Source organism: Pseudomonas migulae (assembly GCF_043225285.1).
GTDB classification, from domain to species: Bacteria; Pseudomonadota; Gammaproteobacteria; order Pseudomonadales; family Pseudomonadaceae; genus Aquipseudomonas; species Aquipseudomonas migulae_C.
This window is the reverse complement of record NZ_CP171224.1, coordinates 720,170-743,003: the sequence shown is the minus strand read 5'-3', so window position 1 is coordinate 743,003 and position 22,834 is coordinate 720,170. Positions and strand designations below refer to the sequence as shown.

Below are 22,834 nucleotides of genomic sequence, written 5' to 3'. Positions count from 1 at the left end.
TTACGCGAGCTCTCTGGATGAATGCGGCGCCTTTGAGTCCATCGCGAGCAAGCTCGCTCCTACAGGAAGCTTGTAAATTTGTGGGGGTAACAAACGTTCTAGCTTGGATAAAGCCTGCTCCATGGCTGATACAGGTAGGGCAATGACGATTTCTCGACGATGGTTCCTGGCGGGGCTGGCACTGACCGGCGCGGCCGTGCCTGCGGCGTATTACGGGCATCGCGAACTGACAAAACCGGACCCGACCATCACCCCCGGCGAAGCGTCGTTCGACGTCGCGGACGTGGCCGGGCAGCGTTTGGCCAACACCTTGCAGGGCGTCTGGGACATTCGTTTCGAGGGCCGTGACGCCGGGCTCGACGGCTTGCCCTGCGAGGGTCTGCAACTGTTGCTCGACGTCGGTCACAAGGGGCGTGGGCTCAATGGTTTTCTCGATATTTTCGAGGCGCTGCGTGCCGAACCGGCGCCGCGCTATCGCGTCCTCGGCGATCTGGCGGGCGCAGATAACAAAGAGCTGAGCTGGCGCCTGATCGATTCCCGATCCCCGACCGGAACGCCGGATTACGAATTCACCTTCAAGCTGGATGAGGTCTGGGCCGCATTCGGCAACGCCGGCAGCGGCACATTAAGTGGTCGCGTGCTGCGTCTGGATCGTCCGTTGGCCTTGACCGCCCAGGACAATCGCTTCGTCGCGGTCAAACAGGTGTTCCCTGAAGCACGCGAACGCACGGGCCTCGGTCCGGCGTTGCTGGCGTGGCTGATTTCGCCCGAGCACCGCTTGTTCCATCAGCTCTGGCACGCGTCCCGCGATAAATGGCACACCTTGTCCGAGGACAAGCGCAACGCCTTGCGCGGTATCGGCTGGCAGCCGGGACTGCGGGACAAGGAGCGCGACGCGCGCGGGCCGCGCAAGGACCGCAACGGCTCGGGCATCGACTTTTTTTTCATGCACCGGCACATGCTCGGGACTGCGCGCTCCCTGCAGGACTTGCCGTCCTGGCCGCAATTTCCATTGCCACAACCGGAACTGGTGCGCGACCGTCAGGGCTTTGTCCGTTACTTCGACAACCTCGACGGCACCGCGTTGCCGCCGGCCTGGCGCGCCGATGACGATGACGAATATTCGCAATGGGTCGCCGATCTCAAGACGGCCGAGACCTATCACAGTAATTTCCAGGTATGGGAGTCGCGGTACCGCGACCCGCGCTACTTGTCGAAACTGACCCTGGGGCAGTTCGGTTCCGAGGTCGAACTCGGGCTGCATGACTGGTTGCACATGCGCTGGGCTTCGGTGCCTCGTGATCCGTCCAACGGTCAGCCCGTGCCGTTCGCCCGGGACACGGCGGACTTTTCCGCGCGCTGGTTCGCGGCGGAAAACGACTTTCTGGGCGACCCGTTTTCCTCCCATGTGAACCCGGTGTTCTGGCATTTCCATGGCTGGATCGATGACCGCCTCGAAGACTGGTTCCGCGCCCATGAGCGCTTTCATCCGGGGGAGGTCAGTCGGCTGGAGGTTAATGGGGTGCAGTGGTTTGCGCCCGGGCGTTGGGTCGAGATCGACGACCCGTGGCTCGGGCCAAGCACTCACGGCTGCAACACCACGCCGGGATTGCAGGCGGGCAAGTCGGTGGAAATGGACCCGGAAACCATGAAGCTGGCGTTGCGGATTACCTTTGGCGAAGACGAGAAGAAGCTGGCGGATCTGTTCAGGAAGGTGCCGCAACGGCCCTGGTATGCGCGGAATTTGAAGGCTAAAGCGGTGATCAGTTAATCCAGAGATTCCGCGTTATCGTTCAATCGCGAGCAGGCTCGCTCCCACATTGGATCTATGGTGAACACATGATGTGTGAACACCCGAGATCAACTGTGGGAGCGAGCCTGCTCGCGATGGCTGATTCGCCGGCGCCACAAATCACAACACATGCCACCCACCACCGAGCGCCTTGTACAACGCAACACTCGCCTGCAACCTCGCCAACCGCAGCTGCACATTCAAATCCTGCGCGGCATACAGCGTGCGCTGCGTCTCCAGTACCGTCAGCAAATCCTCCGCCCCGGCCTGATAACGACTCTGCGCAATGTCGAAAGCCGTCTGCGCCTGGTTCAACTCTTCACCCTGCCATTCACGCTGAGCGTCGAGCCCGCGGATACCGGTCAGGGCTTTTTCCACATCGGCAAAGCCGTTGATGATCGCGCCGCGATAGGTTTCCAGCAGTTCTTCCTGGCGTGCCGTGGCTTTATCGCGTTCGGCGCCGAGGCGTCCGTTGTTGAAAATTGGCGCGACCAGCCCGGCGGTGAGGTTGTAGAACGGGCTGCGCAACAGATCGCTGAAGGTGTCAGCCCCCGAGCCGATCTCGGCGCTCAGCGTCACCGTCGGCAGCATTTTTGCCCGGGCAACGGTCACGTCAGCTCGCGCAGCCGCCAGTTGCGCCTCGGCGCGGGCGATGTCCGGGCGACGGTTGAGCAAGTCGCTGGGCACGCCCGCGCCGATGACCGGCCAGTTGAGCTGGTTGAAGCGCTGATTGTCGAGCTTCAATTGCTGAGCCGGGCGTCCGAGGAGGGCGGCGAGGGTGATCCGCGCTTCGTCGGCTTGTTGCTGCACCAGCGGCAACTGCCGTTGTTGCGCCGCCACCAGGCTTTTTTGCTGGGCCAGTTCCAGCGCCGTGGCAGAGCCTGAATCGAAGCGCGTTTGTACCAGGTTCAAAACCTTTTGCGCATTGGCCAGGTTCAGCTGCGCGATACGCTGCTGTTCCTGCAATGACAACGCTTGCGCGTAGGTGCTGGCGACCGCGCTGAGCAGCGTCAATTCAACCGTATCGCGATCGAATTCACTGGCCCGCAGGCCGAATTGCGCGCTGTCGCGGGAGGCGCGCTGGCCGCCCCAGAAATCGATTTCGTAACTGGCGCTGAGGCTGGCGTCGAAGTAATCCACCGCCTTGTTGCTGCTGTCGGCGTCCAATTGACTGTAGCCGTTGCCACGCAACAACTTCTCGCGATTGGCGTTCCCGGCGGCCTTCACTTCCGGCAGCAGCGAACCGCCGGCGATCACGGTGGTGGCCTGGGCCTGACGCACCCGCGCCATGGCCGCCGCCAGGTCATAGCTGCCGACGCGGGCCTGCTCTATCAACTGGTCGAGCTGCGGACTGCCAAATTGCGTCCACCACCGGGCGTTGTCCAGCAGGGCGCTTTCACTGTGCGCCGATTGCCACGCGGGCGGCGGCTGCAGGCCGCTGTCCGGACGCGGGTCGGGGCTGGCGCACGCACTGAGCAACACGCAGAGGGTCAACAGGCTGAGTGGCGCTTTCATAGGTCGATCATTCACTGGTAAGGGCCGTGACCGGGTCGAGCCGGGCAGCTTTGCGGGCCGGCATGAAGCCGAAGACAACACCGGTGACCAGGGCACAGCCAAAGGCACCGAGTACCGCTATCAAGGAAAACGCGACCGCGACTTCGCTGAGGATTAGCACGCCGCCGACGATCAGTGCCAGGGCAATGCCGGCGAGACCGCCGACCACCGAGAGCATCACCGCTTCGGTGAGGAACTGGCGCAGGATGTCGCGCTGCCGGGCGCCGGTGGCCATGCGAATGCCGATCTCGCGAGTGCGTTCGCGCACGGTCATGAGCATGATGTTCATCACGCCGATGCCGCCCACCAGCAGCGAAATCGCGGCGATCGAACCGAGCATCAGCGACAGGGTGTTTTGCGTGCGGGCCTCGGCCTGGATCATGGCCGCGTTGTTGGTCAGCTCGAAATCCTTCTTGCCGTCGTGCAGGCGCAACATCAACTGCTCGATAGCGATTTCCGTCTCCTTGACCTTGCGTGCGTCGGCCGCCGCGATGGCCACGTATTCGGGGTTGTGGGTGCCGAACAGACGCACACTCGCGGCGGAATAGGGGATGGCGATGCGGTCGTCGCTGTCGCTGTCACCGGAGCTGGCACCTTTTTCCGCGAGCACGCCGACCACCTGGAAGGGCACGTTTTCGATCAGGATGTACTGGCCGATGGGGTTGGCCACGTCCTTGAGCAATTTGGTCCGCACCTTGTGCCCGATCACCGCGACGGCCGCCGCGTTGCGTTCATCGTCCTGGGTGAAGTAACTGCCTTCCACCACCGGCCAATTGAAGATTGCCGGGAAATTGGTGTCGTTGCCGCCGACGTAGCTCAAGTGATCGAGATTGCCGAAGCGCACCCCGGCTTCCTGGCCGTTGACCGGCATGATGCGCGTCACCTGCGGCAGGCTGCCGACTGCCGCGACGTCATCGAGGGTGATGATGCCCAGCGGCGTTCGCGGGTTCGGTGCCGAGCCACTGAGGTAAATGATGTTCGAGCCGAATGCGCCCATCTGCGCCATCACCTGGCGCTTGCTGCCTTCGCCGACGGCCAGCATCACCACCACCGAAGCGACGCCGATGATGATCCCGAGCAGGGTCAACGCAGTGCGGAATTTGTTGATCCACATCACTCGCCAGGCGGCGTGTATGGCGTCCACCAGTTCGCCTTTCCAGGCACCGGTGGCTTCGGCACCTTCGCTCAGGCGCTTGCGCAGATCCACCGCTTGCAGCGCGTGGGGATTGGCCGAGGTTTGCGCCTCGGGGTTGTCGTGGGCGCTGTCGCTGATGATCAGCCCGTCGCGGATTTCGATGATGCGCTTGGCCCGCGCCGCGACTTCGCGGTCGTGGGTGATGAGGATCACCACGTGACCCTGGCTCGCCAGTTCGTCTAGCAGCGTCATGACCTCGGCGCCGCTGTGGCTGTCGAGGGCGCCGGTGGGTTCGTCGGCGAGGATGATGTGGCCACCGTTCATCAAGGCGCGGGCGATGGACACCCGTTGTTGCTGGCCGCCGGAAAGCTGATGCGGGCGGTTGCCGGTGCGTGAGGCCAGGCCGAGGCGATCGAGCAGGGCGGCGGCGCGGGCGTGGCGTTCGGCGGCGGGCAAGCCGGCGTAGATCGCCGGCATCTCGACGTTTTCCTGGGCCGACCCGGACGGGATCAGGTGATAACCCTGGAACACGAAGCCAAAGGCTTCGCGACGCAGCCAGGCCAGTTCGTCACCGTCGAGCCCGGCGACGTTTTCCCCGGCAAAGCGGTATTCGCCGGACGTCGGGCGGTCGAGGCAGCCGAGGATGTTCATCAGCGTCGATTTACCGGAGCCGGAGGCGCCGACGATCGCCACGAACTCGCCGGCATGGATCGACAGGTCGATGCCGTGCAATACGTGAACTTCAGGGGAATCGCCACCGCCGTAGGCTTTGCGGATGTCCTGCAGGTCGATCAGGGGCGTCTGCATTCAGCCGCCACTCCCGTCGGCAGGGCCGATCAGCAGGTGATCGCCTTCCTGCAGGCCGTCGAGGATCTGCACCCGCAGGCGATCGCTGATGCCGGTGCGCACGTCGCGCTGTTCGATACGACCGTTTTTGGCGACGACCTGTGCGCTTTGCCGATCTGGCTGCGTGCCGCCCTGCAACGCGGCGACGGGCGCGGTGAGCACGTCTTTCGCCTGGTCGGATACGAAGAACACTTGTGTGGTCATTTCCGCCATCAGCGCGTTGTCGGCGTTGTCGACGTCGAGCAACACGGTGTACAGCACCACGCGGGCGCTGCCGCTTTTGCTCGAACTGGTCGGGCTGCCGCCGCCCTGGCTGGTCTGGTCCAGCGGCTTGGGCGGCACCGGCAGAATCTGCCGCACGGTGCTGCTCCAGCGACGCTTGCCGCCGCTGAGTGTGGTGAACCACGCGGTCATGCCGGGTTTGACATGGCCGATGTCCGCTTCCGACACCTCGGCCCAGACGGTCATCGGCGACAGCTTGGCGATACGCAGAATCAACGGTGTCTGCTGTTGCGCGTTCAGGGTCTGGCCGACCCGGGCATCGAGTGCGACCACGGTGCCGGACATCGGTGCGTAAATTCGCGTGTAACCGAGTTCCGCCTGATCGCTGCGCAGGCTGGCCTGGGCCTGGCGAATCTGTGCCTGGAACATGTCGATGCGCGCCTGGGTGGCGCGCAGCTCAGCCTGGGCAGTCTGCACGTCTTCTTCGCGGGTGGCGCCACCGGCCTTGAGATGCTGTTGACGCTCGAATTTCTGCCGAGCCAGCGCGTGCTGTGCCCGTTGCTCTTCGAGTTGCGCCTTGAGGTTTTCGATGGAGAAACGCCCGGCGTCGAGTTTGGCCTGTTGGGTCGAGGGGTCGATTTCCACCAGCAACTGGCCTTCCTTGATCACGTCACCGACCTCGACGTGGATTTTCTGGATCTGCCCGGATGCCTGCGCACCGACGTCGACATAGCGTCGAGGTTGCAGGGTGCCCAACGCCGTGACACTGCTTTCGATGTCACCCCGACTGACTTGTACGGTGGTGAATTTGTCGCGCCCGGGCGGAATGACCTGCCAGGCGGCCACGGCGATAACGGGGATCAGACACAGTGCTACAAGCAGGGCGCGTCGGGTGTGTCGGGGACGTTTCATGCAGGGTTCCGGCCAATGGAAATCGGCCCGTCGCTCAGTGTGCACGCGAAAACGGGCAACAGTTGAGCGCTGTCGGTGGGCCGACAGAGACGGGGAGCTGTCCTTAATACGAGAAAAGGGGCGGGGAATTTAGGCGCCGAAACAAGCCGACACAATCACCCTGTGGGAGCGGCGGGGATGGTGTTCACAACACAAAACTTTGTAGGAGCCGGCTTGCTGGCGATGGACGAAAGTGCGCCGCGTTGATTCAGGCAGAACGCGTTATCGTTAACGACCATCGCCAGCAAGCCGGCTCCTACAGGGGGGATCGAGTGGATAAAATAGCCGGTTGCAAGCCGGGAGTATTAAACAGTTCGAAGACTATTTGTCGGGCAAGCTGAAGCAATACTTTAAATCTATATGAGAATTACTATAAATTACGCACCTCGAACTGCCACTATCGTGCCACTGCCTATTTCGGCGGTCGTCGCGGTGGCTCAAGGACAGAAACCGCAGCCCTGCGGCCGGGAGTCATGGTTGGAAAACTACTATCGCGAGCTGGTGTGTTTCCTCAACGCCAAGCTGGGCAACCGTCAGGTGGCCGAAGATGTGGTGCATGACGCTTATGTGCGGGTTCTGGAACGTTCCAGCGACACGCCGATCGAGCAGCCCCGGGCTTTCCTTTACCGCACCGCACTCAATCTGGTGATCGACGACCATCGGCGCAATGCCTTGCGTCAGGTCGAATCGCTGGAGGTGCTCGACAACGAAGAACGCTATTTCACCCCGTCCCCGCACAATTGCCTCGACCACGGCCAGCGCCTGGAAATGCTCCAGCGCGCGTTGGCGGAGCTGCCCCGGCTGTGCCGCGAGAGCTTCCTGCTGCGCAAGATCGACGGCCTGTCGCACCCGGAAATCGCCGAACGCCTGGGGATTTCACGGGCCCTGGTCGAGAAGCACATCGTCAATGCGATGAAGCATTGCCGGGTGCGCATGCGCCAATGGGATGCCCACTGATCTTCAGGGTCTCCTAGAAACAAGTATTAAATTTTATTTCATTGTCCTCGTTCCCTATCAACAGACGACCTGCTGGCCAGGTCACTTCGGCTTACTCCCCGTTGCTCGGGGGTTCATCCAGAGGACACTGGAAATGACACAGGCAATTGCATCGCCCCTCGTTCACGACCTGATCGGCGTCGGTTTCGGCCCTTCGAACCTGGCGCTGGCCATCGCTTTGCAAGAGCGCGGGCCGAGCCAGGGCGAACTGGATGTACTGTTTCTCGACAAGCAGGCGGACTACCGCTGGCACGGCAACACCCTGGTGACCCAGAGCGAGTTGCAGATTTCCTTCCTCAAGGACCTGGTGACCCTGCGCAATCCGACCAGCCCGTATTCCTTCGTCAACTACCTCAAGCACCACGGTCGTCTGGTGGACTTCATCAACCTCGGCACCTTTTACCCGTGCCGCATGGAGTACAACGACTACCTGTGCTGGGTCGCCGGGCAATTCGCCGAGCAGAGCCGTTACGGCGAAGAAGTGCTGACCATCGAGCCGGTGTTGCACAACCAGCAGGTCGAAGCGCTGCGCGTAATCTCCCGTGATACCCAAGGCCAGCAACACGTGCGCACCGCCCGTTCGGTGGTGGTGAGCGCCGGCGGTACGCCGCGCATTCCTGAAGCGTTCAAGGCGCTGAAGGATGACGGCCGCGTGTTCCACCATTCGCAGTACCTGGCGCAGATGGCCAAACAGCCGTGCGTGAACAACCAGCCGATGAGCATCGCGATCATCGGTGGCGGGCAGAGCGCGGCGGAGGCCTTCATCGACCTGAACGACAGCTTCCCGTCGGTGCAGGTGGACATGATCCTGCGCGGTTCGGCGCTGAAGCCGGCGGACGACAGCCCGTTCGTCAACGAAGTGTTCTCGCCGGAGTTCACCGACCTGGTGTTCCAGCAGGCCAGCAGCGAGCGCGAGCGTCTGGTCAACGAGTACCACAACACCAATTATTCGGTGGTGGACATCGACCTGATCGAGCGCATCTACGGGATCTTCTATCGCCAGAAAGTCTCGGGCATCGCCCGCCATGCCTTCCGCACATTGACCACTATCGAAAAGGCCACCGCCACCGAGCGCGGCATCGAACTGGCGGTGCGCAACAACGCCACCGGTGAAGTCACGGTGCGTCATTACGACGCCGTGGTGCTGGCCACCGGTTACGAGCGCCAGATGCACCGCAAGCTGTTGGCACCGCTGGAGCAGTACCTGGGCGAGTTCGAGGTGGACCGCAACTACAAGCTGATCACCGACGAGCGCTGCAAGGCCGGCATTTACATGCAGGGCTTCTGCCAGGCGAGCCACGGTTTGAGCGACACGCTGTTGTCGATCCTGCCGATTCGTGCGGATGAGATTGCCGGGTCGTTGTATGAGCATGGCAAGCACCGTGGGCATAGCCGGTCGGTGGTGGATTTGCTGCTGGCGACTGCCAGTTAATATTTTCGGTGCCTTTCATGACGCCATCGCGAGCAGGCTCGCTCCCACAGTGGATCTTCAGTGAACACAAATTTTGTGTAAGACAAAGATCAAATGTGGGAGCGAGCCTGCTCGCGATGGCGTCATGAAAGGCACCAAAAATATTCAATCCTGAACCCTCCCTGAAGAACCCCCAGATTCCCCCGCAACACGCCAATCCTTCGTTTACTCTCCAAAAACCGGGGCGTAAGCTTCGTGCGTTTTCATCAATAGCGGAGACCCACAGTGGGCACTTGTTCGAGTGACAGTAGTCGGCCGGTTTCGATAACCGGCAACTTCCCGGCAAGATAACGCGCCACTTTTTTGTGCCGTCGTCTCGCCGAACAGCGAGCAGCGGCATCCCGATCGCGGCCAGTCCTGGTCCGTGTCACGACGTCCTCTCATCGACGCTGAACCCTGCGTGATTTCGACTTTCTGTCGACTTCGCGACGCTCCTGCATGCCTGCTTGACGGTCTCCCGGCTGACCCTGGGGGAACTGCCATGAACCTGACCCTGCTCAAAGAATTCTTCGCCGGATTCCTGCGCACCCGCCACATCGCCCGACACTTCCGTCGCCTGGCGCTGCTGGAAACCTTCACCGACACCACGGTCAGCCGCGAAGTGCCGCCGACCCTGGCGCAAACCCTGGTGAGCGCCGCCAACAGCGACACCGGCCAACTGCTGGACCACCTCAACAGCCACACCGACGGCCTGAGCGAGGCCGAGGCCGATGTGCTGCGCGGGCAATTCGGCCTCAACGAAGTCGAGCACGAACAACCGCTGCCGTGGTGGGTTCACCTGTGGCACTGCTACAAGAATCCGTTCAACCTGCTGCTGACGCTGCTCGCCTTCATTTCCTGGCTGACCGAGGACATGAAAGCCGCCATCGTGATTTTCTCGATGGTGGTGCTCTCGACCCTGCTGCGCTTCTGGCAGGAAAGCAAATCCAACCAGGCTGCCGACGCGCTCAAGGCGATGGTCAGCAACACCGCCACGGTAATGCGACGCGATGCCCTGCGCACCGAAGTGCCGATCAAATGGCTGGTGCCGGGCGACCTGATCGTGCTCTCGGCCGGCGACATGATTCCTGCCGACTGCCGGGTGCTCAACGCCAAGGACCTGTTTGTCAGCCAGGCCGCGATGACCGGCGAATCGATGCCGGTGGAAAAATTCCGCCGTCAGCAGGACAGTGACACGAGCAACCCGCTGGACCTCGACAACATCCTGTTCATGGGCACCAACGTGGTGTCCGGCACGGCGATCGCGGTGATCCTCACCACCGGCAACAACACCTATTTCGGGGCGCTGGCCCAACGGGTCGGCGCCACCGATCGCGCGCCGACCTCGTTTCAGACCGGGGTCAACAAAGTCAGCTGGCTGCTGATCCGCTTCATGTTCGTCATGGCGCCGCTGGTGCTGTTCATCAACGGTTTCACCAAGGGTGACTGGACCGAAGCGTTGCTGTTCGCGCTGTCGATTGCCGTGGGCCTGACCCCGGAAATGTTGCCGATGATCGTCACCTCGACCCTGGCCAAAGGCGCGGTGTTCCTGTCGCGCAAAAAAGTCATCGTCAAACGCCTTGACGCGATCCAGAACTTCGGCGCCATGGACGTGCTGTGCACGGACAAGACCGGCACCCTGACCCAGGACAAAATCTTCCTCGCGCGCAACGTCGATGTCTGGGGCAACGATTCCGATGACGTGCTGGAAATGGCCTACCTCAACAGCTACTACCAGACCGGCCTGAAAAACCTGCTGGACGTGGCGGTGCTCGAACACGTCGAGGTCCACCGTGAACTGAAGGTCGGCACGGCGTTTCGCAAGGTCGACGAGATCCCGTTCGACTTCACCCGTCGGCGCATGTCGGTGGTGGTCGCCGAGCGTGATCATTCGCACCTGTTGATCTGCAAGGGCGCCGTGGAAGAAGTGCTGGCGGTGTGCACCCGGGTGCGGCACGGCGTGGTCGATGAAGGGCTGACCGACGACCTGCTGGCGCGGATTCGTCAGGTCACCGCCGCGTTCAATGCCGAAGGCCTGCGCGTAGTGGCGGTCGCCGCACGGCCGATGATCGAGGGGCGCGACACCTACAGCCTGGCGGATGAACAGGCCCTGACGCTGATCGGCTACGTGGCGTTTCTCGATCCGCCGAAGGAAAGCACCGCGCCGGCCTTGAAGGCATTGGCCGCGCACGGCGTGGCGGTGAAAGTGCTGACCGGCGACAACGAACTGGTGACCGCGAAGATCTGCCGCGAAGTCGGCCTGGAGCAGCAAGGCCTGCTGATGGGCAACGACATCGAGCGCATGACCGACGCCGAACTGGCGGTGGCCGTGGAGACCACCAACGTCTTCGCCAGGCTCACACCGTCGCACAAGGAGCGCATTGTCCGTCTGCTTAAAGGCAACGGCCATGTCGTCGGCTTCATGGGCGATGGCATCAACGACGCGCCGGCGCTGCGCACTGCCGACATCGGTATTTCGGTGGACAGCGCGGTGGACATCGCCAAGGAAGCGGCGGACATCATCCTGCTGGAAAAAAGCCTGATGGTGCTGGAGGAGGGCGTGCTGGAAGGGCGGCGGACCTTCGCCAACATGCTCAAGTACATCAAGATGACCGCGAGCTCGAACTTCGGCAATGTGTTCTCGGTGCTGGTGGCGAGCGCGTTCATCCCGTTCCTGCCGATGCTGCCGATGCACCTGTTGGTGCAAAACCTGCTCTACGACATTTCGCAGATCGCCATTCCGTTCGATAACGTCGATGAAGAAATGCTCAAGCAGCCGCAGCGCTGGCAACCGGCGGACGTCGGGCGTTTCATGCTGTTCTTCGGCCCGATCAGCTCGATCTTCGACATCACCACGTTTGCGCTGATGTGGTACGTGTTCGACGCCAATACCCCGGACCATCAAACCCTGTTCCAGTCCGGCTGGTTCGTGGTCGGGCTGCTGACCCAGACGCTGATCGTGCACATGATCCGCACCCCGAAGATCCCGTTCCTGCAAAGCCGCGCAGCCTTGCCGCTGATGGTGATGACCGGGGTCATCATGGCCGTGGGCATTTTCCTGCCGATGGGTCCCCTGGCGCATTACTTCAAGTTGCAGGCGCTGCCATCGCTGTATTTCGTGTTCCTGCCGGTGATCCTGCTGGCGTATATGGCGCTGACCCAGGCAGTGAAAGGCTTTTATATCCGCCGGTTTGGCTGGCAGTGAAGCTCCTACGAACCCGACGCGTAACCGGGGTGTTGCATTTAGGAATAGTCCTACAGAAAGCCCTGCGGGTCTTCCGTAGCCTTGCGACCTCACGAATCTGAAACCCTCCTGGGGGCCCCGGTTGTCAAATAAAGCGTTACGTATCCTGATTGCCGACGAGCAGCACTTTCAGCGGATGAGAATCGAGCGGCTGTTCAATCAACTTGATTATTACCGCGTGGCACCGGTGCAGGACCTGGCTGAATTACTGAAGCTGGTCGAGTACGCGAGCGTGCCCTTCGATCTGGTGGTCATCAATGCCTCGCTGGCGGGCGAGGCGTTGGACCTGCCTGGTTTCTTCCTGGACAACCCGCAGGTCAGACAGGCGTTGATCTATGGCGCAGAGCCCGCACCGTTGCCATCGATGGCGACCCGCGGACGGCAGAAAATTCATACAACCAATACTGCGCTGCCCGACTTGCCTTGCATTCAGCGGTTGATGGCGGTCGTTGATCCGCGGCTACCGTTCGTCGGTACTGTCATTTCTGTCAGGTAGTCTGGCGTGGATTTCCATGCAACAGTCTTTGCGCAGCTTGTGCGTTTAACCCGGGTCTGGCCCAAGGGCATTTCTGGCCCCATCGTCGTGTATTTGCACAGGGAGTTGCCATGAAGTCAGCAAAGACATTGCTGATAGCAGACGACCATCCAGTGGTTCGCAGTGCACTGAGAATTCTGGTTAAACAGGAAGGTTTTCAACGAGTTTTCGAAGCGTCAAAAGGCAACGAGGTCATTTCGATGATTCGTGAGCATCGACCTGATGTGGTGGTGCTGGATCTGGTCATGCCTGAAATGGATGGGCTGGATGTGCTGCAACGTATTCGTGACAACGGGATGCAATGCCAGGTCGTGGTGTTTACGTCACTGGCGCGTACCTTCTATCAGGAGCGCTGCATGCGTGCCGGTGCCGGGGCATTTGTCTCCAAATCCAGCGGTATGGAAGATGTGCTCAAAGCCTTGCGTGCCGTGTCGGTGGGATACACCTATTTCCAAAGCCTGCCCACCGTTGCCCTGGATTCGTTGCAACGTACCGAAAAGGAGATGATTGACAAGCTTTCCAATCGCGAGCTGACCATCTGCCTGTACCTGGCCAATGGCTTGAGTAACAAGGAAATTGCAATAATCATGCACCTGAGCCACAAGACGATCAGCACCTACAAGACGCGATTGACAGAAAAACTCAATCTTCAATCCAAGGTGCATCTGCGTGATTTCTGCAAGCGCAACCATCTGATCTGACATGCAGATCTTCCGACGATCGCGTTACCTCACCCACTTATTGCTGATTAGCGGTGTCTGGATTTCCAGCGTCTGCGCCGAACCGCAATCACTGACCCTGCTCGGACGCTCCAGCGTCGACGGTTACGACGTCAAACTGTCGGATGCGGATTCACGCGTACTGCGGCAAAAGGGCCGCTTGGTGCTGGCCGTCTCGGCGCCCGACTATCCCCCCTTCGACATCACCATCACCGGCAAAAGCTATGAAGGGTTGACGGCTGACTATGCCGGGTTGCTCAAGCAGTTGCTGCACGTAGAAATCGACGTTCAGCGCTATGCCTCTCGGGACGCGGCAGTGCGAGCGATCAAGGATGGGACGGCCGACCTGTTGGGCACCGCCAATCGTTATGAAACGCAGGATCCGCAGTTGCGGATGTCTAGCACCTATGCCGACGATCAACCCGTCCTGGTGACCCGCACCGATGCGGCCCAACCCCTGGACGCTGAGCTGGCCGGCAAACGCCTGGCGATGCTGTACCACTATCTGCCCGAGCAACAAGTGCAGGCTTTTTATCCCAAGGCGAATGTCCAGCTCTACCCTTCGACACTGGGGGCGGTGGGTGCCGTTGCGTTTGGTCAGTCGGACGCTTATCTGGGGGATGCCACCAGCGTCAATTACCTGATCAGCAAGAACTACCTCAACAACGTTCAACTGGCGGATTTTTCCCGGATAGAGCCAGGGCGTTTCGCGTTTGCGATGAACCTCGACAACCTCCAGCTGCAGCGTATCGTCAACCGCGCGCTGGCGGCGATCCCGACCAATGAACGCATGAACATCCTGCGGCGATGGGGCGGCAGCGGGGCGTCCATTGCGGGTTCTCAGGCGTTGCACCTGAGTGTCGCGGAGCAGCGCTGGCTCGACGATCATCCTCGGGTGCGCGTGGCGATCAACCAGAACCTCATGCCGATTTCCTTTCTCGACAGTGAGGGCAAGTACCGTGGCATCAGCATCGATGTGCTGGCGAAAATCAGTTTGCGCACGGGCTTGAAATTCGACATTCAGCCAACCCGTTCAGTGGCTGAACTGGTTGAGTGGATCCGCAGCGGCCACGTCGACATGGTCGCCGGGATCAGCCCCAGCATCGAGCGCGAAACGGAGTTGCGTTTCACCCGGCCATTCCTGACCAGCCCGAATGTGCTGGTGACTCGCATCGCGCCCGACAGCCCGAAAACACTGGATGAAATGGCCGATAAAACGCTGGCCATCACCCAGGGCAACAGTGCGGGCGAGTTCATTCGCCAGCACTATCCGCGGGTGAAGCTGATCACTGCACCGTTGACAGCGGACGGGATGGAAATGGTCGCCCAGGGCGAGACTGACGGTGCCATCAACTCGTTGATCGGTGCCCGGATCATGATTTCCCGGCAATACCGCGACCGTCTGCAAGTCACCAGCACGGTTGGCACCGACCCGGCGCGCAGTACCCTGGCAACCGGTCGCGACGCCGTTGAGCTGCACTCGATTCTGGACAAGGCGTTGCTCAGTATCGCCCCGGAAGAAATCGATGAGATGACCGGCTATTGGCGCAATGACCTGATGGTGGAACGGAGCTTCTGGCTGAGTCACCGGGAGGCGATCCTGCAGGGCATCGCCGGTGCCAGCGCCTTGCTGTTGCTGGCGCTGGCGTGGATCGCCTGGCAACGCCGGCAGATCAGCTTGCGCCAGCAATTGCTCAGCCAATTGCAGGACGCCAAGAATGCCGCGGACGATGCCAATCGGGCCAAAACCACATTTCTGGCGACCATGAGTCATGAAATCCGTACGCCGATGAATGCGCTGCTTGGCATGCTGGAACTGGCGCTGAAGCGCGCGGATGAAGGCGTCACCGACCGTGCCGCGATCGAAGTGGCATCGAATGCCGGGCAACAGTTATTGGCGTTGATCGGCGACATCCTGGACATCGCCCGCATCGAGTCCGGGCATTTGTCCCTGACACCGGAGCGGGCCAATCTGCAGGCGCTGGTGGCCTCGGTGGGCCGGGTGTTCGAAGGCCTGGCGCGGCAAAAGAGCCTGGAGTGGCGAGTCGATCTGGATGAGCAGAGCGACTGCGATGTGCTGATCGACCCCACCCGCTTCAAGCAGGTGCTGTCCAATCTGCTGAGCAACGCGATCAAGTTCACCCGCGAAGGCGAAGTGAGCCTGAAGCTGCGGGTCGAATCCACAGTGCCGGGGCACCTGACGGTCAGCCTGCGCATTGCCGACACTGGCATCGGCATCAGTGCGTTCGATCAGCAGCGCTTGTTCAGTCCGTTCGTTCAGGCCGGCAACGCCCAACAGGCCGGCCGGCAGGGTTCCGGGTTGGGGCTGGTGATCAGCCGTACCTTGTGCGAAATGATGGGAGGGCGGTTACAGCTCGACAGCGCCCTGGGGCAGGGCACGCGGATCGATGTCAGCCTTGACCTGCCGCTGTTGCAACCGCTGGCCAACAACGAGTTGCCCGGCAGCGAAGCGCCGGTGCAGACCCGTCCGCTGAGGATCCTGGTGGTCGACGATTACCCGGCCAATCGGCTGTTGATGTCCAGGCAACTGGGGTATCTGGGCCACTTTGTCATGGTCGCGGAGGACGGCCGGCAAGGGTTCGAAATGTGGGGCGAGTTCGAATTCGATGTGCTCATCACCGACTGCAATATGCCCGTGCTCGATGGCTACGAACTGGCCGGTGCGATACGTGATGAGGAGCGAGCGCATGGATTGCCGCCAACGCTGATCCTCGGGTTTACCGCCAATGCGCAACCCGAGGAGAAGGCCCGTTGCCTGGAGGCGGGTATGGACGATTGCCTGTTCAAACCGATCCGCCTGGCGGACCTGAGTGCCTGGCTGGCGTTTCGGTTTGCGGGTGAAACGTTGCCGGTGATCGCAGTACAGGATGACTCCGGGATCGACTTGAGCGGCCTGCAGCAATACGTCGGCGACGACCATGAGCTGATCGCGCAATTGCTGCGTGACGTGGTCATGACTAATCGCACGGATCGCGATGAGTTGCTCGAGGCGCATGCGGGCGGTGATCAATTGGTTCTTCGCAAGCTCGCTCACCGTATCAAGGGCGGGGCGTTGATGGTTCGGGCGGGCGGTCTTATCGAATGCTGCGAGGCACTGGAGCGTGCCTGCAGCGATGGCCATGCTGCGCAGATCGACGTCGCCGTCGAGCAATTGCAGCAGGCCATGTCACGCCTGGACCAGCGCCTGGCGCAGGACTGACGATCAATCCCAGTGCGGCGCGATACCTTTGGGGCTGGTCAGGCGCTGGCCGCGATCAAGGCCGGCGATCAGCGCCATGTCGGCCTCGCTCAGGGTCAAGGCGCAGGCCTTGAGGTTGCTTTGCAGGTTGGCACGCTTGGTCGACGAAGGAATCACCGCGTAACCCAGTTGCATCGCCCAGGCCAGGGTGACTTGCGCCGGGGTGGCTTGCAGGCGATCGGCGATCTGCTGGATGACCGGGTCTTTCAGCACTTCGCCATAGGCCAGGGTCATGTAGGAGGTGATCTGGATACCTTGGCTCTGGGCAAACTCGACGACCTTGCGGTTCTGCAGGTACGGGTGCAATTCGATCTGGTTGGTAGCGATGTGCTCGGCCCCGATGGCGGCAATGGCTTGCTTCATCAGGTCGACGGTGAAATTGGAAACGCCGATCTGGCGGGTCAGGCCCAGGCGTTTGGCTTCGAGGAGGGCGCCCATGAATTCTTCGACCGGCACCTGGTCTTCCGGCGATGGCCAGTGGATCAGCGTCAGGTCGAGGTAGTCGGTTTGCAGTTTTTGCAGGCTCTCTTTGAGGCTGTCGATCAAACGGTCTTTGGCGAAGTTGGCCACCCAGATCTTGCTGGTGATGAACAGTTCTTCACGGGCAATGCCGCTGGCGGCGATGGCCGCGCCGACCTCGGCTTCGTTCTCATAGATCTGGGCGGTATCGATCACCCGGTAACCCAGTTCCAGGCCGGTGCTCACCGAATCGATGACCACCTGGCCTTGCAGGCGGAAAGTACCGAGACCGAATGCGGGAATAGACATCAATGACTCCAGGGGTTGCAGTGGGAATGGGCACGAGTATCCCCGTGCCCATCCTTGAGAAAAACCGCTGGTAGGGCAAAGCAATGTTTACCGCAAGTCATGAATAGTGGGCGGCCTTGTGAACCTTAGGCGTCTGCTCCGGCTTCTTCGCCGGCAAGCCGGTCTCGCTCCCACATTTGATTTTCGGCGTTCATGAAATCACTGTGGGAGCGAGCCTGCTCGCGAAGGCCGCGACTCGGTCATGAAGCTTACCCACGGGCCTCAAGAATCATGCAAGTCGTCGACCCCGTCGCATACAGCCGCCCATCCACATCATAAATCCGTCCCTCGGCCAGCGCCGTCGAGCGTCCCAGATGGACAATCTTGCCCTCGGCCCGCACCGGTCCGCTGGCGCCGGTCAGCGCGCGGACATAGCTGATGCGCAAATCCAGGGTTGTATAGCCCTGACCCTTTTTCAGCTGCGTATGAATCGCACACCCCATGCAGGAATCCAGCAAGGTCGCGGCATAGCCACCGTGCACGCTGCCCAGCGGGTTGTAATGCCGCGCGTCCGGCGTGCCCTGGAAGATGAACAGCCCGGCCGACCATTCGATCGGGATGAAATCCATCAGGGTGCCAATGGGCGGCGAGGGCAGTTCACCGTTGCCGATGCCGTCGAAGAACTCGGTGGGTGACAGCGCGCTGACTTCGGCCATCGACAGGCTGCCGGGCCCGGCCAGGCGAGCGCGCATGGCGGCTTCCTGGGCAATCCATTGGGCGAGGGTGGCTTCGCGGGTGGGGCTTTGCATGATCATGTCCTCGGACGGGGCGGATATTATGGTTGTAATCTGCTCCGATATTATGTCCGAAATAAAAACTCCGCCAGCCCTGCTTCACGCAACCTGTGGGAGCGAGCCTGCTCGCGATTGGTGGTCAACGATAACGCTGGAGGCCTGACACCCCGCGGTGCCCTCAGGTTTTTCGCGAGCAGGCTCGCTCCCACAGGGGTGGGCCTAGGCGATGTCGCTGTGGCTGAATTCTTCGCCGAGAAAATCGATCAACGTCCGCACCGACGGCAGCAGGCCACGGCGCGACGGGAAGATCGCATGGACGATCCCGCACTTGGGCGCCCAGCCCGGCACCAGTTCCAGCAGCCGTCCGGCGGCGATGTCGTCGCGCACCACCACCGTCGGCAAATGCGCCACGCCGATGCCGGCGAGCACCGCGTGACGCAAGGCCAGCAGGTCATCGGTGACCATCCGCGGCGCGTGGCGGATCAGTGCGCTGGCGCCGTTTGCACCGAGCAGTTCCCATTGGTATTCACGTTGCGCCGCGCCCCAGTGCACGCTCGGCAAACCGCTGAGGTCGGCCGGGGAGGCGGGGGTCGACAAGCGTTCGGCGAACGCCGGGCTGCCCACCAGGCATTGGGTGCTGTTGCCCAGCACTTTCATCACCATGTCGGTGTTTTCCAGCGGCGGAAAACGCACGCGCAGGGCTATGTCGAAGCCTTCGTGGATCAGGTCGACGCGACGGTTGGTGCTCTCGATGAACAACTCCACCAGCGGGTACTTGAGCATGTAGCGGGTCAGCATCGGCCCCACCCATGTATTGAGCAGCGCGGTCGGGCAACTGATGCGTACCAGACCTTGCGGTTCGGAGCGGTTGCGCTCGATCAGTTCGGCGGCGCTTTCCGCTTCCACGCGCATGGCCACGCAGCGCTGGTAATAGGCCTGGCCGATCTCGGTCAGTGAGCAGTGCCGGCTGGTGCGGTGCAGCAAGCGCACGCCAAGGCGTTCTTCCAGTTCGGCGATGCGCCGGCTGAGCTTCGATTTGGGCATGTCCAGTGCCCGCCCGGCGGGGGCGAAACCACCGTGTTCCACCACCTGGGTGAAGTAGTAGAGGGTGTTGAGGTCTTCCACCATCGTTCTCCATATAGAACGCTAAGGCTGATTTTTGCAGTCTAGCGCAGCAAAGGCGCTGGTTTTAAGCTTTCTCCATCGCGTCACACCACAGATTTGGAGGCAGCATGAAAAACATCATCGGCATCTACACCAGTCCACGGACCCATTGGGTCGGCGACGGTTTTCCGGTTCGCACGCTGTTTTCCTACGACAACCTGGGCAAACACATCAGCCCGTTCCTGCTGCTGGATCACGCCGGTCCCGCCGAATTCACTCCGACCACCGAACGTCGTGGCGTCGGCCAGCACCCGCACCGCGGTTTCGAAACCGTGACCATCGTCTACAAAGGCGAACTGGAACACCGGGACTCCACCGGCAGCGGCGGCAAGATCGGCCCTGGCGATGTGCAGTGGATGACCGCTGCCTCGGGGATCATCCACGAGGAGTTCCACTCCGAAGGTTTTGCCCAACGGGGCGGCACCCTGGAAATGGTCCAGTTGTGGGTCAACCTGCCGGCCAAGGACAAAATGGCCGACGCCGGTTACCAGACGATTCTCGACGGCGACATCCCGAGCATCCCGCTCAAGGACAAGGCCGGCAGCCTGCGCCTGATCGCTGGCGAATTTGACGGTCACACCGGCCCGGCGCGGACGTTTACCCCGGTCGATGTCTGGGACTTGCGCCTCAACGGCGGCAAGTCGCTGACCCTCGACCTGCATGAAGGGCGCAACACCGCACTGGTGGTGCTGCGCGGCACGGTTCAGGTCAACGGCCTGGAAACGGTGCGCGAAGGGCAATTGGCGTTGTTCGAACGCAACGGGCATCAGCTCAGCCTGGAAGCCAACAACGACGCCGTGGTGTTGCTGCTCAGCGGCGAGCCGATCGACGAACCCATCGTCGGCCACGGCCCGTTCGTGATGAACAGCGAGCAGGAAATCCATCAGGCCTTTGCCGATTTTCAATCGGGCCGGTTTGGACGGATGAGCGGTTGAAACACGGATAGATGGTTGCACCGCGCCAGGCTTGACTGACTACGCTTGTCTGGCCGCGTCTGAATGATCAATCAAAATACCCATAAGCCGAATTGTTCGGCATCGATTAAAAGCGAGGATGACCCCATGACTACTTCTTACAAACGTCTCGACAAGGATAACGCCGCCGTTCTGTTGGTCGATCACCAGGCAGGCCTGCTTTCTCTGGTGCGGGACATCGAGCCGGATCGTTTCAAGAACAACGTGCTGGCCCTGGCCGACCTGGCCAAGTACTTCAAGTTGCCGACCATCCTCACCACCAGTTTCGAAACCGGCCCCAACGGCCCGCTGGTGCCCGAGCTGAAAGCGCTGTTCCCGGATGCGCCGTACATTGCCCGTCCTGGCCAGATCAACGCCTGGGACAACGAGGATTTCGTCAAGGCGATCAAGGCCACCGGCAAGAAACAACTGATCATCGCTGGCGTGGTCACCGAGGTCTGCGTGGCATTCCCGGCGCTGTCGGCCCTGGCGGAAGGTTTTGACGTGTTCGTGGTGACCGACGCTTCCGGCACGTTCAACGAACTGACCCGTCAATCGGCCTGGGACCGCATGTCGTCCTCCGGCGCGCAACTGATGACCTGGTTCGGCTTGGCCTGTGAGCTGCACCGCGACTGGCGCAACGACGTGGAAGGGCTGGCGACGCTGTTCTCCAACCACATCCCGGACTACCGCAACCTGATGACCAGCTACAACACGTTGACCAACAGCAAATAACATCCCGCTCTCTGTAGGAGCCGGCTTGCCGGCGATGGCGATCTTGAAACCGCCATCGCCGGCAAGCCGGCTCCTACAACGTTGGTGTATCAGTTACATTGGTGTCGACTGACCCACCATCGCGAGCAAGCTCGCTCCTACAGATCCGTACATGGCTGGAGTTGCTTGATGCTGTCACTGCTCACCGACCACCCGCTGATCTGCGCACTGCTCCTGATCCTCATCGATCTCGGGCTGTGGCGCCTGATCAGTGTCAACCGCAGCAACTGGAAACTGGTGGTGCGGCTGCTGATTTTTTCGCTGTTCAGCCTTCTGCTGTTCAACGAGGGCTTGAACCCGCTGGAGCCCGCGCCCTGGGCCGACAACGTGCCGTTGCACCTGGCGGCGACCGGTTTGCAGATCGGTTGGTGGCTGTTCGGTGCGCGGACCCTGACCGTGTTGATTGGCGCGGTGATGATGCAACGGGTCGGGCACACCGGGCGCCTGCTTCAGGATCTGCTCGGCGCGGTGATTTTCCTGATCGCGATCATCGCGGCGCTGGCCTACGTGCTCGACCTCCCGGTGAAAGGCGTGCTGGCGACCTCCGGTGCGTTGGCGATCATCGTCGGCCTGGCGTTGCAAAGTACTCTCAGCGACGTGTTTTCCGGGATCGTGCTCAACACCACCAAACCCTATCAACTGGATGACTGGATCTCCATCGACGGCACCGAAGGCCGGGTCATCGACATCGACTGGCGCGCGACGCGCCTGCAAACCTCCCAGGGCAGCATGGCGGTGATCCCCAACTCTCTGGCGGCGAAGGCCAAGATCGTCAACTTCAGTCGGCCAAGCGATATTTTCGGCGTTTCCATCAGCCTGCAACTCAGCCCGCACGCGCGTCCGCAAACCGTGATCGATGCACTGGAACGGGCCATGGAAGGTTGCCGTTACCTGCTGGCCAAACCGGCGCCGTGCGTCGCATTGAAAGCGTCCAGCGCTACCGGCGTGGAGTACGAAATCAGCGGCTTCGTGGTGTCGATGGACCAGAAACGCATGGTGCGCAATCTGCTGTTCGACCTGGCGTTCCGGCATTTGCAGGCCTCGGGCGTCAGCCTGTTGTCCAGCGTCGAATCCAATGCGCCGGCCGGTCTGTCACGGCCACGGGCGTTGCTGGAAAGCTCGGCGATCTTCTCGACCCTGCGTCAGGAAGAGAAGGAAACCTTCAGCCAGCACATGACCCTGCAAACCTTTCGCCCGGGGGAAATGATCCTGCCGGCCGGGGAGGTCAGCGACCATTTGTTCATCATCGAGTCTGGCGTGGTGTCGGTGGCGCTGAGCCGCGCCGGGATCAAGTTCGAATCAGGGCGCATGGGCCCGGGCGAGGTGATCGGCGAGGGCGGGATCCTCTCGGACACGGCATTGCCGGCGGACTTCAGCGCCAAGACGGCTTGCAGCCTTTACCGCATCGAGAAGGATTACCTCAAGCCATGCCTGGAGGCGCGGCATGACATCGGCGAAGCGATGAAGGCGGTGCTGGATTTCCGTTTGCACAAGGCGCAGACGTTGACCCAGGAAACGCCGAAGGTGATGGAGAAGAAGGGGTTTTTGCAGTGGTTGCGTAGCCGGGCTTGAGGTTTGTGGTGAATGGCCGCTGCGCGGATCGTCGGAACGCCGCCCGGAGCCGGCTCACTCCCACATTCGACCGCGTTTTCAAATAGAAATACGGTCGAATGTGGGAGCGAGCCTGCTCGCGATGGCG

Annotated in this window: 16 protein-coding genes and 1 pseudogene; 11 read left to right on the top strand and 6 right to left on the bottom strand. The window is 61.4% G+C overall.

Annotation, left to right across the window (positions count from 1 at the left end; all coding sequences use genetic code 11):
- The first annotated feature begins 142 nt into the window (after positions 1-142).
- A complete protein-coding gene (locus ACF6ZU_RS03530; RefSeq protein WP_392890544.1) occupies positions 143-1,771 on the top strand; it encodes a PvdJ/PvdD/PvdP-like protein in 1,629 nt (542 codons plus the stop codon).
- Positions 1,772-1,912: 141 nt separating this feature from the next.
- Here the strand turns inward: ACF6ZU_RS03530 and ACF6ZU_RS03525 are convergent, their stop codons facing one another.
- Genes ACF6ZU_RS03525 through ACF6ZU_RS03515 form a run of 3 tightly spaced genes read right to left on the bottom strand, consistent with a single transcriptional unit; the run spans position 1,913 to position 6,461 of the window.
- Positions 1,913-3,307, bottom strand: a complete 1,395-nt coding sequence (locus ACF6ZU_RS03525) for an efflux transporter outer membrane subunit (RefSeq protein WP_392890543.1) — start codon at positions 3,305-3,307, stop codon at positions 1,913-1,915.
- 7 nt (positions 3,308-3,314) lie between these two features.
- Positions 3,315-5,288: a MacB family efflux pump subunit gene (locus ACF6ZU_RS03520; RefSeq protein ID WP_392890542.1), complete on the bottom strand. Its 1,974-nt coding sequence runs from the start codon at positions 5,286-5,288 to the stop codon at positions 3,315-3,317.
- Positions 5,289-6,461: an efflux RND transporter periplasmic adaptor subunit gene (locus ACF6ZU_RS03515; protein WP_392890541.1), complete on the bottom strand. Its 1,173-nt coding sequence runs from the start codon at positions 6,459-6,461 to the stop codon at positions 5,289-5,291. It abuts the gene before it with no gap.
- Positions 6,462-6,977: 516 nt separating this feature from the next.
- Between ACF6ZU_RS03515 and ACF6ZU_RS03510 the strand changes: the two genes are divergently transcribed.
- From ACF6ZU_RS03510 to ACF6ZU_RS03485, 6 genes are all read left to right on the top strand, one after another.
- Positions 6,978-7,457 carry a sigma-70 family RNA polymerase sigma factor gene (locus tag ACF6ZU_RS03510; RefSeq protein WP_392890540.1) on the top strand — a complete coding sequence of 160 codons (480 nt, stop codon included), beginning with the start codon at positions 6,978-6,980 and terminating at the stop codon, positions 7,455-7,457.
- Positions 7,458-7,590: 133 nt separating this feature from the next.
- Positions 7,591-8,928 (top strand): lysine N(6)-hydroxylase/L-ornithine N(5)-oxygenase family protein, encoded by a 1,338-nt coding sequence (locus ACF6ZU_RS03505; RefSeq protein ID WP_392890539.1) that lies wholly within the window; start codon positions 7,591-7,593, stop codon positions 8,926-8,928.
- A 520-nt stretch (positions 8,929-9,448) separates the two neighbouring features.
- Entirely contained in the window at positions 9,449-12,151 is a 2,703-nt protein-coding gene (gene mgtA, locus ACF6ZU_RS03500; RefSeq protein ID WP_392890538.1) for a magnesium-translocating P-type ATPase, read from the top strand.
- Between the two features lie 121 nt (positions 12,152-12,272).
- On the top strand, positions 12,273-12,686 hold the full coding sequence (locus ACF6ZU_RS03495) for a response regulator (protein WP_392890537.1): 414 nt from the start codon (positions 12,273-12,275) through the stop codon (positions 12,684-12,686).
- A gap of 110 nt (positions 12,687-12,796) precedes the next feature.
- Positions 12,797-13,426, top strand: coding sequence for a response regulator (locus ACF6ZU_RS03490; protein WP_392890536.1), 630 nt, complete (start codon positions 12,797-12,799; stop codon positions 13,424-13,426).
- A gap of 1 nt (position 13,427) precedes the next feature.
- Positions 13,428-16,664 (top strand): transporter substrate-binding domain-containing protein, encoded by a 3,237-nt coding sequence (locus ACF6ZU_RS03485; RefSeq protein ID WP_392890535.1) that lies wholly within the window; start codon positions 13,428-13,430, stop codon positions 16,662-16,664.
- Between the two features lie 3 nt (positions 16,665-16,667).
- Here ACF6ZU_RS03485 and dkgB read toward each other — a convergent pair whose 3' ends face one another.
- Together dkgB and ACF6ZU_RS03475 are read right to left on the bottom strand one after the other, a co-directional pair.
- Positions 16,668-17,471 (bottom strand): 2,5-didehydrogluconate reductase DkgB, encoded by an 804-nt coding sequence (gene dkgB, locus ACF6ZU_RS03480; protein ID WP_392890534.1) that lies wholly within the window; start codon positions 17,469-17,471, stop codon positions 16,668-16,670.
- Between the two features lie 248 nt (positions 17,472-17,719).
- The gene (locus tag ACF6ZU_RS03475) at positions 17,720-18,259 is read right to left on the bottom strand and encodes a PaaI family thioesterase (RefSeq protein WP_392890533.1); all 540 of its coding nucleotides are present in this window, start codon (positions 18,257-18,259) and stop codon (positions 17,720-17,722) included.
- Positions 18,260-18,354: 95 nt separating this feature from the next.
- Here ACF6ZU_RS03475 and ACF6ZU_RS03470 point away from each other — a divergent pair.
- A pseudogene (locus tag ACF6ZU_RS03470) lies at positions 18,355-18,454 on the top strand (outer membrane lipoprotein carrier protein LolA); the annotation flags it as partial.
- Positions 18,455-18,463: 9 nt separating this feature from the next.
- Here ACF6ZU_RS03470 and ACF6ZU_RS03465 read toward each other — a convergent pair.
- Complete coding sequence (locus ACF6ZU_RS03465) at positions 18,464-19,372, bottom strand: LysR substrate-binding domain-containing protein (RefSeq protein ID WP_392890532.1); 909 nt, start codon at positions 19,370-19,372, stop codon at positions 18,464-18,466.
- Between the two features lie 104 nt (positions 19,373-19,476).
- Here ACF6ZU_RS03465 and ACF6ZU_RS03460 point away from each other — a divergent pair, with 104 nt between their 5' ends.
- The 3 genes from ACF6ZU_RS03460 (at position 19,477) to ACF6ZU_RS03450 (ending at position 22,707) form a co-directional block, all read left to right on the top strand.
- The gene (locus ACF6ZU_RS03460) at positions 19,477-20,343 is read left to right on the top strand and encodes a pirin family protein (RefSeq protein ID WP_392890531.1); all 867 of its coding nucleotides are present in this window, start codon (positions 19,477-19,479) and stop codon (positions 20,341-20,343) included.
- Positions 20,344-20,469: 126 nt separating this feature from the next.
- Positions 20,470-21,096 (top strand): isochorismate family cysteine hydrolase YcaC, encoded by a 627-nt coding sequence (ycaC, locus tag ACF6ZU_RS03455; RefSeq protein ID WP_008032356.1) that lies wholly within the window; start codon positions 20,470-20,472, stop codon positions 21,094-21,096.
- Between the two features lie 168 nt (positions 21,097-21,264).
- Positions 21,265-22,707: a mechanosensitive ion channel domain-containing protein gene (locus tag ACF6ZU_RS03450; protein ID WP_392890530.1), complete on the top strand. Its 1,443-nt coding sequence runs from the start codon at positions 21,265-21,267 to the stop codon at positions 22,705-22,707.
- Positions 22,708-22,834 lie beyond the last annotated feature (127 nt).

Excerpts from the sequence above, each read along its gene's own strand:
- ACF6ZU_RS03530 (WP_392890544.1), top strand. The coding sequence starts at position 143 with ATGACGATTTCTCGACGATGGTTCCTGGCGGGGCTGGCACTGACCGGC.
- ACF6ZU_RS03525 (WP_392890543.1), bottom strand. The coding sequence starts at position 3,307 with ATGAAAGCGCCACTCAGCCTGTTGACCCTCTGCGTGTTGCTCAGTGCG.
- ACF6ZU_RS03520 (WP_392890542.1), bottom strand. The coding sequence starts at position 5,288 with ATGCAGACGCCCCTGATCGACCTGCAGGACATCCGCAAAGCCTACGGC.
- ACF6ZU_RS03515 (WP_392890541.1), bottom strand. The coding sequence starts at position 6,461 with ATGAAACGTCCCCGACACACCCGACGCGCCCTGCTTGTAGCACTGTGT.
- ACF6ZU_RS03505 (WP_392890539.1), top strand. The coding sequence starts at position 7,591 with ATGACACAGGCAATTGCATCGCCCCTCGTTCACGACCTGATCGGCGTC.
- mgtA (WP_392890538.1), top strand. The coding sequence starts at position 9,449 with ATGAACCTGACCCTGCTCAAAGAATTCTTCGCCGGATTCCTGCGCACC.
- ACF6ZU_RS03490 (WP_392890536.1), top strand. The coding sequence starts at position 12,797 with ATGAAGTCAGCAAAGACATTGCTGATAGCAGACGACCATCCAGTGGTT.
- ACF6ZU_RS03485 (WP_392890535.1), top strand. The coding sequence starts at position 13,428 with ATGCAGATCTTCCGACGATCGCGTTACCTCACCCACTTATTGCTGATT.
- dkgB (WP_392890534.1), bottom strand. The coding sequence starts at position 17,471 with ATGTCTATTCCCGCATTCGGTCTCGGTACTTTCCGCCTGCAAGGCCAG.
- ACF6ZU_RS03475 (WP_392890533.1), bottom strand. The coding sequence starts at position 18,259 with ATGCAAAGCCCCACCCGCGAAGCCACCCTCGCCCAATGGATTGCCCAG.
- ACF6ZU_RS03465 (WP_392890532.1), bottom strand. The coding sequence starts at position 19,372 with ATGGTGGAAGACCTCAACACCCTCTACTACTTCACCCAGGTGGTGGAA.
- ACF6ZU_RS03460 (WP_392890531.1), top strand. The coding sequence starts at position 19,477 with ATGAAAAACATCATCGGCATCTACACCAGTCCACGGACCCATTGGGTC.
- ycaC (WP_008032356.1), top strand. The coding sequence starts at position 20,470 with ATGACTACTTCTTACAAACGTCTCGACAAGGATAACGCCGCCGTTCTG.
- ACF6ZU_RS03450 (WP_392890530.1), top strand. The coding sequence starts at position 21,265 with ATGCTGTCACTGCTCACCGACCACCCGCTGATCTGCGCACTGCTCCTG.